At 59.2% G+C, this 11,954-nt stretch carries 15 protein-coding genes; 6 read left to right on the top strand and 9 right to left on the bottom strand.

Features of this window, described 5'->3' with window-relative positions; all coding sequences use genetic code 11:
- Positions 1-8: 8 nt before the first annotated feature.
- The 3 genes from C1N60_RS21665 to C1N60_RS21655 form a co-directional block, all read right to left on the bottom strand.
- Positions 9-857, bottom strand: coding sequence for a transporter substrate-binding domain-containing protein (locus tag C1N60_RS21665; RefSeq protein WP_241493834.1), 849 nt, complete (start codon positions 855-857; stop codon positions 9-11).
- Between the two features lie 15 nt (positions 858-872).
- On the bottom strand, positions 873-2,060 hold the full coding sequence (locus C1N60_RS21660; RefSeq protein WP_132463332.1) for a M20 metallopeptidase family protein: 1,188 nt from the start codon (positions 2,058-2,060) through the stop codon (positions 873-875).
- A gap of 271 nt (positions 2,061-2,331) precedes the next feature.
- Complete coding sequence (locus C1N60_RS21655; RefSeq protein WP_058781031.1) at positions 2,332-3,231, bottom strand: LysR substrate-binding domain-containing protein; 900 nt, start codon at positions 3,229-3,231, stop codon at positions 2,332-2,334.
- Between the two features lie 104 nt (positions 3,232-3,335).
- Here C1N60_RS21655 and C1N60_RS21650 point away from each other — a divergent pair, with 104 nt between their 5' ends.
- From C1N60_RS21650 to C1N60_RS21640, 3 genes are all read left to right on the top strand, one after another.
- Positions 3,336-4,040, top strand: a complete 705-nt coding sequence (locus C1N60_RS21650) for an SDR family oxidoreductase (protein ID WP_394521991.1) — start codon at positions 3,336-3,338, stop codon at positions 4,038-4,040.
- A 208-nt stretch (positions 4,041-4,248) separates the two neighbouring features.
- Positions 4,249-4,380 carry a hypothetical protein gene (locus C1N60_RS21645; protein WP_394521990.1) on the top strand — a complete coding sequence of 44 codons (132 nt, stop codon included), beginning with the start codon at positions 4,249-4,251 and terminating at the stop codon, positions 4,378-4,380.
- A gap of 29 nt (positions 4,381-4,409) precedes the next feature.
- Positions 4,410-4,541: a hypothetical protein gene (locus C1N60_RS21640; RefSeq protein ID WP_255467574.1), complete on the top strand. Its 132-nt coding sequence runs from the start codon at positions 4,410-4,412 to the stop codon at positions 4,539-4,541.
- Between the two features lies 1 nt (position 4,542).
- On the opposite strand, the gene C1N60_RS21635 is transcribed toward C1N60_RS21640, so the two are convergent.
- Positions 4,543-5,475 carry an AraC family transcriptional regulator gene (locus C1N60_RS21635; protein WP_394521989.1) on the bottom strand — a complete coding sequence of 311 codons (933 nt, stop codon included), beginning with the start codon at positions 5,473-5,475 and terminating at the stop codon, positions 4,543-4,545.
- Between the two features lie 160 nt (positions 5,476-5,635).
- On the opposite strand from C1N60_RS21635, the gene C1N60_RS21630 reads away from it, so the two are divergent.
- Positions 5,636-6,370, top strand: coding sequence for an SDR family oxidoreductase (locus C1N60_RS21630; RefSeq protein WP_058758975.1), 735 nt, complete (start codon positions 5,636-5,638; stop codon positions 6,368-6,370).
- Between the two features lie 79 nt (positions 6,371-6,449).
- Here the strand turns inward: C1N60_RS21630 and corA are convergent, their stop codons facing one another.
- The 3 genes from corA to C1N60_RS21615 form a co-directional block, all read right to left on the bottom strand.
- Positions 6,450-7,418, bottom strand: a complete 969-nt coding sequence (gene corA / locus C1N60_RS21625) for a magnesium/cobalt transporter CorA (RefSeq protein WP_021508858.1) — start codon at positions 7,416-7,418, stop codon at positions 6,450-6,452.
- A gap of 96 nt (positions 7,419-7,514) precedes the next feature.
- Entirely contained in the window at positions 7,515-7,835 is a 321-nt protein-coding gene (locus C1N60_RS21620; RefSeq protein WP_021508856.1) for an AzlD domain-containing protein, read from the bottom strand.
- Positions 7,825-8,499 carry an AzlC family ABC transporter permease gene (locus tag C1N60_RS21615; RefSeq protein WP_058758973.1) on the bottom strand — a complete coding sequence of 225 codons (675 nt, stop codon included), beginning with the start codon at positions 8,497-8,499 and terminating at the stop codon, positions 7,825-7,827. The genes C1N60_RS21620 and C1N60_RS21615 overlap by 11 nt, the downstream gene beginning before the upstream one ends.
- 102 nt (positions 8,500-8,601) lie before the next feature.
- On the opposite strand from C1N60_RS21615, the gene C1N60_RS21610 reads away from it, so the two are divergent.
- Together C1N60_RS21610 and C1N60_RS21605 are read left to right on the top strand one after the other, a co-directional pair.
- Positions 8,602-9,150, top strand: a complete 549-nt coding sequence (locus C1N60_RS21610) for a helix-turn-helix domain-containing protein (RefSeq protein WP_058770363.1) — start codon at positions 8,602-8,604, stop codon at positions 9,148-9,150.
- A 108-nt stretch (positions 9,151-9,258) separates the two neighbouring features.
- A complete protein-coding gene (locus C1N60_RS21605) occupies positions 9,259-9,780 on the top strand; it encodes a GNAT family N-acetyltransferase (RefSeq protein WP_058776198.1) in 522 nt (173 codons plus the stop codon).
- Here the strand turns inward: C1N60_RS21605 and C1N60_RS21600 are convergent.
- Both C1N60_RS21600 and C1N60_RS21595 read right to left on the bottom strand, forming a co-directional pair.
- A complete protein-coding gene (locus tag C1N60_RS21600; protein ID WP_394521999.1) occupies positions 9,777-11,177 on the bottom strand; it encodes an ABC transporter ATP-binding protein in 1,401 nt (466 codons plus the stop codon). The two genes, C1N60_RS21605 and C1N60_RS21600, sit on opposite strands and share 4 nt — an antisense overlap.
- Complete coding sequence (locus tag C1N60_RS21595) at positions 11,177-11,953, bottom strand: ABC transporter permease (RefSeq protein ID WP_394521998.1); 777 nt, start codon at positions 11,951-11,953, stop codon at positions 11,177-11,179. Before C1N60_RS21595 ends, C1N60_RS21600 begins: the two co-directional genes overlap by 1 nt.
- Position 11,954 lies beyond the last annotated feature (1 nt).

Genomic DNA, 11,954 nt, shown 5'->3' with positions numbered 1-11,954 from the left:
GCTCAGCATTATTCCGCAGGCGCGACGTTCTCGCCGAACCATTTCTCTGACAGTTGCTTCAGCGTGCCGTCTTTGATCATCGACACCAGCGCCTGATCCAGCGCGGCTTTCAGCTCCGGATTGTTTTTACGAATGGCAATCGCCGAGCCCTGGCCCAGTACACCACCCACAAAGCCGTAACCGGTGCTGTTTACCGTATCCGCGTGTTTTTTCACATATGCATTGAGGTTGGTGCGCGATGCCATGACCGCATCAACCCGGCCGTTAAGCAGATCGGCGAAGGTTTCCGGGCCGGCCTGATAGGTACGGATAGTCGCGACATCACCGAGGTATTTGTTGAGGAAATCGGCCTGAATGGTAGCGACCTGCACCGCAATGGTTTTGCCTTTGAACTTCGCCTTCAGCGCGTCGATGGCTTTGTTCATACCGGCTTCATCGGTCGCCTGTACCACTTCACCGTTGCCCGGCAGGGTATCCACTGCGCTGCCCTTCAGCGTGACGAAGCCCGAAACGCTCACGGTATACTGATGGGTAAAATCCACCACTTCTTGACGTTTTGGCGTCACGGTGACGGCATCGACCACTGCATCATATTTGCCATCAGCGAGGCCGGGGATCAGTCCGGACCACTTCTGTGCCACGATTTCATATTTGAACCCCGCGCGTTTCGCCAGTTCGGCCACCATATCGGGCTCGTAGCCGACAATTTTGCCGCTCGGCGTGGACTGGTTAAACGGCGGATAGGCCGCTTCGGTGGCGAATTTTAACGTGCCAAAATCTTTGGCCTGAACCACAGCGGCAGCAGCCAGCAGCAACATGCCCGCGGAGGCGGAGAACAGCCCTTTACGCATCATCATAAAACCTCATTACTATCAGGAGAGTAAGTCGATCGCTATACGGGCCAGAGCCTGTGTGCCAGCGTGAATGCTGCGTTCGTCCGGCTGATAGTCGGAGTTGTGCAGATGGTCGTCGCGCCCCGGCGCGCCAGAGCCGATATGGATTTGACAGCCCGGCACACGCTCAGTAAACAGCGAGAAATCTTCCGCGCCAAAGCTGCTGCTGGGTTTTGCCACCACCGGCTTGCCGAACTGGTGCGAGAGGATCGGCTCCAGTGCATCAATCAGCGCATCATCATTCATCAGCGGCGGTACGCCTCGCTGATAATTGACCTCAATCCGCGTATTGAGCGACAGCGCGACACCGGCACAGATGCGGCGGAAAGCGTCTTCCATGTGAGCGCGCGCCTGCGGTGATTTAGCGCGGATGGTGCCCTGAATCAGGCAGCTGTCGGAGATGATGTTATGGGTGGTGCCGCCGTGGATATGGCCAATCGTCAGCACAGCAGAGTTCGCCGGATCGAGCTCGCGCGACACAATGGTCTGCAGCTGAGTCACCAGACTGGCGGCGGCAATAATCGGATCGGTACCCATGTGCGGCCGGGCGGCGTGGGTGGATTTGCCGTGGATCACCAGGTCGAATTCATCGCTGGACGCGGTGCTGGCACCGCGCGTCAGGGCGATTTCCCCTGCGGCCAGCTCTGGCTTATTGTGCAGCGTGATTGCCACATCAATGCCGTCCGCTGCGCCGGCAGCAATCATGGCTTGCGCGCCGCTCTCTGGCGTCTCTTCCGCCGGCTGAAAAATCAGCCGCACCGTACCGCGCAGCTGGCTGCGCAGGTCCGTGAGGATCGCTGCAACGCCGAGCAGCGTAGCCGTGTGGATATCGTGGCCGCAGGCGTGCATTTTACCCGGCCAGATGCTGCTAAACGGCAGGCCGGTTTGCTCATGAATCGGCAGCGCATCCATATCGGCGCGCAGCAGCACGGTCTTGCCCGGCTGCGCGCCGGCAATGTCCACCATCACGCCGGTGCGGCCCACGCCGGTTTGCGGCGTCAGCCCGAGGCGCAGCAACTCCTGCTCCACAATGGCTGCAGTGCGGATGGTGTCGAAACCAAGTTCCGGATGTGCGTGAATATCGCGCCGGATGGCGATGAGGTGCGCCTGCATGCTTTCACTTCTGGCGCTGATATCCCTGGCTAAAAGAATTTTATGATCGGTCATGGTGGTAATACGGTTATGCAGGCTGTCGCCTGGCCGTTATGGCATTTTTATGAAATTCAGCGTTTTATTTATTCACAGCCCTCAGCAGATTGCAACGCACAATTCCTTCCCTTAATTGCTGAATTTGCGTGATATTTTTCTAAAACCCTGCCTGGGCAGGATAAACCTTATAAAATGCATGCTCAGTCAGTTATAACATTCATAATTCGCAGGCGATCATCAGTTTTACTGATTTTGTTATTGAACATAAAAGCATCGCGTTGCTCAGCCATCAATCTTTGCTCTGCTCCGCCTGACTGAGTAGCCACGCACGAACCGCACTCACCGTTGCCTGCTCACGCGGACGACGCGGAGCCACCAGATACCAGCCGGCATCAACGGGCATCTCACGATGCCAGGCGGGAACCAGCCGACCGCTGGCCAGATCGTTCTGCACAAAATGCGGGCTGGTCAGAGCGATACCCTGACCACTCAGCGCCGCTTCCAGCGCCAGCGCGGTCTGGTTGAAGCGCAGATGATGCTGATGCTGCAGCGACTGGCCGGGGAACATAAACGCCAGGAACGCTGGCCACAGGTGATGGCCATCGTGCAGCAGCGGATAGCGCAGGCAATTTTCTGGCTGCGCCGCATCGCCGTGTTGTGCCAGCAGCGCCGGGCTGACCACCGCCAGCACCGTCTGGCTAAACAGCAGCGTGGCCTCCAGCCCGCTACCAAACGGCGGCCGGCCATAGCGCACAGCCAGATCGACGCCTTCATGGTGAAACTGCACCAGCCGTTCAGAGGCCAGCACGCGCAGGTCGATATCCGGCCAGGCCGCGGTAAATGCCGGTAAACGCGGCAGCATCCAGCGGCTGGCAAAGGTCGGCGTTACGCTCAGCGTCAGGCGATCCGGCTCCGGGCGCAGCGTGCGCGTCGCCTCATCAATCAGCTCAAATGCCTGGCGAATGTGCACCGCATAGCCTGCACCGGCAGCGGTCAGCGCCAGCGAACGCGGCAACCGATCGAACAGTTTCAGGCCAAGGCTGGCCTCCAGGCCGCGAATATGCTGCGCCACCGCACCCTGCGTCACGCCGAGCTCTTCAGCGGCGAGGCGAAAATTAAGGTGCCGCGTCACGGCTTCAAATACCCGTAGCGCATTCAGCGACGGTAATGCCTGAAAGCCCTGATTCATCCTGTAGTTTTCCTATCGTCAATTGCCAGCTGAGCTGACTCTCTGCGGCATCTCCCGGCCATTATACTGGCATGACAGGATATTTAATTGATGAGGTTACTCACATGACAGTAGAAAAAGTTGCGGTGATTGTCGCAGGTGGCAGCGGTATGGGCGCAGCGGCAGCGGAGAAGCTGGCCAGCGAGGGTTTCAGGGTCGCGATTCTTTCCTCCTCCGGCAAAGGCGAGCTGCTGGCGAATCGTCTGGGCGGGCTCGGCATTACCGGTTCGAATCAGTCAGTAGACGATTTGCAGCAATTGATTGATGCCACACTGGCGCGCTGGGGACGTATCGACGTGCTGGTTAACAGTGCCGGTCACGGTCCGCGCGCGCCGATCCTTGAATTAAGCGATGATGCGTGGCAGCAGGGAATGGAAACCTACTTCCTCAACGTGGTGCGCGCTGTACGCCTGGTCACGCCGATCATGCAGCAGCAGGGTGGCGGCAGTATCATTAATATCTCATCGGCATGGACGTTTGAACCCACCGACATGTTCCCGACCTCGGCCGTGTTCCGTGCCGGTCTGGCTTCTTTCAGTAAAATCTTTGCCGACACCTACGCAGCTGAGAATATTCGTATCAATAACGTCCTGCCAGGCTGGATTGATAGCCTGCCGAAAACGGATGAACGGCGCGACAGCGTGCCCATGCAGCGCTATGGCACGGCTGCAGAAGTGGCGGCTACCATTGCGTTTCTTGCTTCGCCCGGCGCGGCTTATATCACCGGGCAAAATATTCGCGTGGACGGCGGCGTCACGCGCAGCGTGTAACCGGCTTTGCTGTGCCTGATGGTCACAGCGGCATCTGATGTCCGCTGTGGGTATTGCCTGCCTGCTAAGGAATTTCTCAGCCTGTTTTCAAGACTGGTCTTGTCGTTTCGCGGCCTTATAACACGTCAGAATGTGCTTATTCGCTGACAGAATTTTCTGTTCTCAGCTGCCGGATATTCCCTGTAAAACTTTCTGATTTGAGGTCGCTATGCCACTGCTTCTTCGTATGCGTCTGCACACGGTGCTGACTCCCGAACGCCATCTGATCTGGCGTTTCCTGCTAACAGGTTGTGCATTTTTCTGGATTCTGCTGGTGGTTGCCGTGATGGGGCTGCGCTGAACAGTTGCTGGCTGTTGTGAGGGATGATTATGGTATTAATGTTATCGCCGCGCCTCAGTGCGCTGCTGAGTTTTTCCCGCCGGTTACTGTGCCAGCTGGCACTGGCTGCCAGCCTGCTGTTCTGGATTGGCGTAGTGGCAGCAATCTTCATCGCGTACTGACCTAATGTGCCTGTAGCCGCGCGGATAATTGTTCCGGCGGCAGCAGCGCAAAGGCGCGTTTCATCACCCGCGCCTCGTCAGCCGGGGTGCGACCAAACATCCGCTTAAACTCCCGGTTAAACTGTGAATCACTTTCGTAACCGACACGTGCGGCGGCACCGGCGGCGGTGAGATTATCGCGAATCATCATCAAACGCGCCTGATGCAGCCGCAGCGACTTGAGATACTGGATCGGCGAGGTCTGCGTGACGCTTTTGAAATGCAGATGGAAGCGCGGAACGCTCATGCCCGCTTCGCTGGCCAGATGCGGCACATCCAGCGGCTGCTGCCAGTCAGCATGAATACGCTGCAATGCCCGCGCGATGCGGCCAAAATGCCCCTGATAGGTCAGCGCTGCGCGCACCGCACCGCCCTGCTCACCCAGCAACACACGAAAGCAAATCTCTTCTACCCGTGCTGGGCCTAAAACCTGCGCTTCCAGCGGATCGCTCAGCGCCTGCAACAGGCGCAGCGTGCTGTCCGCCAGCGTCTCATTTACCGGCGTCGAAATAATGCTGGCTGGTGTCTCCGCCAGCGGAATGTCTGCCGCTGCGACCTGCGTCACCAGCCGTGCCAGCGTGGCCGCATCCAGACGGATAGCCAGTCCCAGCAACGGTTCGGCGGAGGTCGCTTCAGTCTCAGCGGAGAACGGCAGCGGCACCGACAACACCCGATAGTGCTGTGCGTCGTAGCGATACATTTTGTCGGCAAGAAACGCCCGCTTCGAGCCCTGACAGATAATGATGATGCTCGGCTCATAAAGAACCGGCGTGCGCGCCCACTGCCGGTCGGCACGCATAAAGCGCACGCTGTCGAGCAGTGAAGCAGTATAACCTTCCTGCGGTGCCAGCTGGCGCAGCAGCGCGCAGGTCTGCTGTTGTACGGTTTGCGACATAACGGGTTTCCGGTGAGAGGTTCAGGCAAAGCATAGCCAGGTTTCTTCCCTGCTCACAACGGTGACGAGAGAATCAGGCAATGATACGCCACAATCCGGTCTGTTCGCTTTAGCCGGCGTTTTCCACAATAGCCTCGTCAACCAACACGAGGAAACCATCATGGCTCATTCTAATGCGAAAGTGATTATTCTGACCGGCGCCAGCAGCGGCATCGGCGAAGCGATAGCGCGTCTGCTGGCCAGTCAGGGGCATAAACTGGTGCTCGGCGCGCGCCGTACCGATCGGCTGGCGATACTGTGTGATGAACTGCGTGCCAGCGGCGCGCAACTGGATTATCTGGCCACCGACGTAACGCAGCGAGCCGATACGCAGCAGCTGGCCGATTTTGCCCGCGATAAATATGGTCGGGTTGATGTAATGATCAACAATGCCGGCGTTATGCCGCTGTCGCCGCTCAGTTCGCTGAAGGTGGATGAATGGGATCGTATGCTCGACGTCAACGTGCGTGGCGTACTGTACGGCATCGCTGCCGTGCTGCCAGTCATGGAATCGCAGCAAAGCGGCCATATCATCAATATCGCCTCGATTGGTGCGCTGGCGGTATCGCCGACGGCAGCGGTGTATTGCGCCACAAAATTCGCCGTTCGCGCCATTTCGGATGGCCTGCGTCAGGAATCGCGCCAGCTGCGGGTGACGGTCATTAATCCCGGCGTGGTGGAATCGGAACTGGCGGACACCATCACTGACGAGACCGCACGCGTGGCCATGCAGAGCTATCGTCAGATTGCGTTAAAACCCGAAGCCATTGCGCAGGCGGTGAGCTGGGCCATTAATCAGCCTGGCGAAGTTGATGTCAATGAGATCACGGTGCGCCCTACTGCCAGCGCGCATTGAGGCTAATGGAGCGTGGCGATTTCAGGCTGAAATCGCCCTGGCCTGCGCGTCTGGTGACAGCGCGCGCAGGCCATCACGCTTACAGCCAGCCCGCTTTTTTCAGCCGCCACCACATAACGAAACAGATCACCAGCGTGACCGCCAGCGCCGCCGGATAGCCAAAGTGGCTGTGCAGCTCTGGCATGTCAGAGAAGTTCATACCGTACATACTGAAGATGATGGTCGGCACAATCAGGATTGCCCCCCAGCCGGCCAGCTTTTTATTCACCTCACTCTGCTGTACCGAGACCAGCGCCAGATTCACCTGCATGGCGCTGGCCAGCGTTTCACGCATGTCTTCGGCATCAATCATGACGTGGTGCGCGTGATCCTGCACATCGCGCAGATAGGCGCGCAGATTTTTCGGGATGATATCTTCATGGAAGCGCACCAGCTGCGGGCAGATCTCTGTCACCGGCATCGCCGCATTGCGCAACGACAGCAGCTGACGCCGCAAGTGGTAGACATTCTCCAGCGTGACGCTGTCAAAGCGGGTGGTGAACATGCCGTCTTCCAGGTCAGCAATACGTTCACTCAGCGATTCGGTGATTTTGCTGTAGTTATCGACGATAAAATCGAGGATGCAGTAGAGCGCATAGCCGGGTCCCTGGCACAGCATGGCATGATTTTTTTCGGCTTTAGCGCGGATCGCTTTATAGCCCTCAACCGAACCGTGACGCACGGTAATCAGAAAATTTTTGCCGAGGAAAAAGTGGGTTTCGCCAAAGCTGATGCGCTGGCGATCTTCCATGTGTGCGGTTTTCACCACGATAAATACCGATTCGCCGTACTGCTCAATCTTAGGCCGCTGATGCGCCACCAGCGCATCCTCAATCGCCAGCTCATGCAGGCTAAACTCCTCCTGCAGCGTTTGCATGAACGCCGGATCGGGTTGATACAGGCCAAGCCAGACGAACGATTTTTCCTCTTTCAGCACTTCGCTGATTTGATCGACTTCGACATGCTCTTCGCGTTTGCCGTGGCGATACACCACGCAGTTAATCACCATTTTCGCGTTGTCCTTGTTGTACTCACTATCCCTAATCATAGCTGCAAAGCAGGTGCCAGTGCGCCGTCATCTTTGCGCCGGTCGTCTCGCCGCCGCTTACGGTACGCCAAAATAGCGCAGCAGCGCCGTCATCACCGCCGCACCGATGATTACCAGGATCAATGGCGCGCGACGCCAGGCGAGAAACACCGCGAACAACACGCCGGTCAGTCGCGCAACGCCGGCGAAATCGGTGCCCTCAAACAGCGCGGTGGTGACAGCGACAGCCAGCAGCAGCACCGTTGCCGCGTCGGACAGCATGTTGCGCACCCGTTCCGACATGTGCATCCGGCTGCCCAGCCGGTAACCGGCAAAGCGAATCGCATACGTGCCTGCAGCCAGCAGCGCGATGCCGGCAATCACTAAACTATTTTGCATCTTTGCGCTCCCGCCAGCTCAGCAAACCGAGTAAAGAAAACAGCACCGGCATACCGGCTGGCACAAAAGGCGTTGCCAGCACGGAAAGTAGCGCCCCGAGGGTGGCCGGAATGCGCGTGCGACGCTGGCGCAGCGCCGGGAAAATCAGCGCGATCAGGATGGCCGGAAACACCGCGTCCAGGCCAATCGCCGACACATCAGGAATAAAGCGTCCAATCACCGCACCGGCAATCACCGTGAGCGGCCAGATGGCAAAAATACCCAGTCCGCAAACCCAGTAAGCCGCCCGACGCTGCGCCAGCTTCGGCTGTGAAATACCGAACACCACGCTCTCGTCATTCATGATATGGCAGCCCAGCAGACTGCGTCCGCCCTGCCCGACCAGGTCTTTCACCGCAATGCCAAACGGCAGATGACGTGCGTTGACCAGTAAACCGGCTGCGGCAGCGGTTAGCGGACTGCCGCCGCCTGCCACGATGCCGATAAATAAAAACTCGGATGCCCCCGCCAGCACCAGCGTCGAGAGCGCAATCGGCACCCAGAGCGGAAAGCCGTCGGCAGCGGCGAGAGAACCATAGGAAAGGCCAACGATGCCGTCGGCCAGACAAACAAGGAAGATCGCTTTCAATACGCCGCGATCAAGCGGTACGGCACCCAGACGCATCACAATTTGATCTCATAACGAACAAGAAAGACGTTATAATGAACGCACCGTACGTGTTTTACAAGATGAACAAAACGTTCGATATAAAGAACAGGAGTAATTGTGACCCCGCCCATTGCTATCATTGCCGCCGGACTGGTGCGCGAACGCCAGCGTGCCGGACTTTCGCTGACAGAAGTGGCGCGCCGCGCTGGCATCGCCAAGTCAACGCTGTCGCAACTGGAGGCAGGCAACGGTAACCCCAGCATTGAGACGTTATGGTCACTGTGTGTGGCGCTGAATATTCCCTTTGCACGGCTGATGGAGCCGGAAGTGAAAAAGATGCAGGTGATTCGGCGTGGCGAAGGCATGGTGGTGTCAGCAGAGTTAGCAGACTTTCAGGCCGCGCTACTGGCCAGCTGTCCGCCGGGCGGCCGCCGCGATCTGTATCTGATCACCAGCCAGCCCGGCGCACCGCGCGCCTCTAAACCGCATCCACCGGGTTCAGTCGAACACATCATCCTGGCACGCGGCCGCGCGCGGGTTGGCCTGATGGAAGCGCCGGTCGAACTGTTCCCGGGCGATTATATTTGTTATCCCGCCGATGAACCGCACATCTTTGAGGCGCTCGAAGCAAACACCATGGCGGTACAGTTGTCAGAGCAGAATTAAAGAAATTTCGCTGCGCCTGACTATCACAATTTCCTATGACTAATTCGGATGATTGCGCTGCGGCGCGGTGGCATGCTGTCAGCATCATTGGCAGAACAGCAGGAACATATGGACATTATTCCCGCGCAGCCGCATCACGCGGCGGCGATACAGAAGATTTACGCCTGGCACGTGCTGCACGGCACCGCAACATTCGAAACGGAACCGCCGGCGGAGAGTGAAATGCTGCGGCGCATTAATGACGTGCATGAGCGCGGCGGTTACTGGCTGGTGGCTGAGGAGCAGGATCAGGTGCTGGGTTACTGCTATCTCGCGCCGTATCGTCCGCGTTATGCCTACCGCTTCACGCTGGAAGACTCTATCTATCTCGACCCGCAGCAAACCGGACGCGGCATCGGTAAGGCGCTGCTGCAAAAAGCGGTGGCGCTGGCCGAAGCCGCTGGCTTTCGCCAGATCATCGCGATTATCGGTGACAGCGCCAACCAGGGCTCGCTGGGAGTACACCGGGCGCTCGGTTTTGAGCACACCGGCGTGATGAAATCGGTGGGTTACAAACATGGCCGCTGGCTGGACACCGTGGTAATGCAGCGGAGTCTCGGGCCGGGTGACAGCCAGCCGCCCGATCGCTAAGCCGCTTCCATGGCGATCACCCGATGCGTGCCTTTCTCCAGCAGATCGCGGTCATGACTCACCAGCAGCACCGCGCACTGCTGCTCACGCGCCAGTTCCACGATCAACTGCCATGTTTGCTGCTGCACCAGCGGATCGAGGCGTGACGTCGGCTCATCGGCAAACAGAAATACCGGCCGCAGCAGCATCACCCGCAGCAGCGCGAAGCGCTGCAGTTCGCCGCCGGAGAGCGCCTCTGGTCGCCGCGTCAGCAGCGCGGGATGCAAGGCCAGCCGCGTCATGAGCGCATCGCGCTGTGCCGGCGGGAGAGCGTGACGCCGCAGCACATCGTTGATGCTTTGCCCCAACGTGCGCTGTTGCGGAAACAGCGCGGAAGGATCCTGATAGATTTTCTGATATTTCAGCGCATCCGCATCAGCGTGGTGCGTTACGCGGCCCTGCTGCGGCGCGAGCAACCCCAACAGCACGTCGCCGAAGCTGCTTTTGCCGCTGCCGCTGGCACCGTGCAGGCCAACGATTTCACCGGCGTGCAGCGTGAAATCGCGTGGCACACCCAGCCTTTTGCCCCCGCGCGCCAGCACAATGTCATGGGCGCTGATCACCGGCCTGGCACCGATCACCGTTTGTTGTCGGGCGGGCCAGACGGCCGGATCGGCAGCCAGCAGCGCGCGCGTGTAAGGCTGCTGCGGTGACTGCAACACCTGCTGCGCCGGGCCCTGTTCAATCACGCTGCCTTTATGTATCACCAGCACGTCGCCACCCAGCTGGCGTGCCAGGGCGATGTCGTGGGTGATGGTTAACAGCATGCCGCCATCGGCCACTTCACGCTGTAACAGCTGGCTGACTTCATCGCGGCGCGCCACATCCAGCCCTTTGGTTGGCTCATCGGCAATCAGAACCTGCGCGCCACCGGCACGGGCTGCCGCAAACGCGGCGCGCTGTGCCATGCCGCCGGAAAGCTGCCACGGATAACGCCGTGTCGCCGCGGCCAGGCCAAGCTGCTGCAGATCCTGCTGCGCCGCTGCAGCGCTGGCGGCGGTTGGCAAACCGCGCACGAAGCGATGCCCTTCCGCCACCTGTTGCTGAATCGCCATGGTCGGATCGAGCGATAGCCACGGCTCCTGTGGCAGCGAAGCCAGCGTATTGCCCCACAGCCGACGCAGCTGCGCCGTATCCTGCGGCAGCTGATAGCGTCTGCCGTTGATCATCACCTCACCGCTGGCCAGCAGCGATGGCGGCAATATCCCCATGATCGCCTGCGCCAGCAGACTTTTCCCCGATCCGGTTTCGCCGAGCAGCGTCAGCGGCTGACCGGGTTGTAGCCGCACATCCACCGGCTCAACCAGTGTTTCAGTCGCTGTGGCAACGCTCAGCCCGGTGATCTGTAATCCCTTCATCATCGCTCCTTTTTCATCAGCAGATTGAGGCTGATCAACAGTAAAAACAGTGCGGCTACCGGCTGCATCAGCAGCCACGGCGCTTCCCACGCAAACGGCAGCAGTTCGGTCATCATCAGGCCCAGCTCCGGCGTGGGCGGACGCACGCCAACGCTGATAAAACCGAGCGCCGACACCGCCATGATGGCGCTGCTGAAAGAGAACAAGGTTAGCGTCAGCAGCACCGGTGCCAGCGCAGGCCACAGATGATGACGAAAACGATACCAGGCAGAGAACCCGAGCAGTTTGCTGGCCTGCATACCGGGCGCCTGCACAATTGGCCGCAGCGTGGCACGCGTGACGCGGAAAAATTCCACCCACAGCACCAGCGAAATGCCCAGCCACAGCATCTGGGGCGCGTCTGGCGCAATGGCGGCCAGTAGCAGTACCAGCAGCAATCCCGGCAGCGCGAGGCACATATCGCCAACGATGCTCAGCAATCGCTCAGGCCAGCCACCGTACAGTGCACTGAGCACACCGGTGAACACGCCCGCTATCAGCGCACTGATCACGCACAGGGCTGCCAGCCCGAGTGACAGGCGCAGCGCGGCGCTGAGGCGCGTTAACATATCGCGACCGAGATGGTCGAAACCGAGCAAATGGCTGCGGTTCGGCGTCTGCAGCATCTGCAGCAAATCCTGCTGTAGCGGATCGCCGTGCTGAATCAGCGGCAGCACAAACGCGTAAGCCAGCAGCGCCGCCAGCAGTAGCAGACCCACCCAGCGTGAAAGCGTCATC

Source organism: Pantoea sp. SGAir0184, from assembly GCF_043544755.1.
This window is presented reverse-complemented; position numbering and strand designations above follow the sequence as displayed.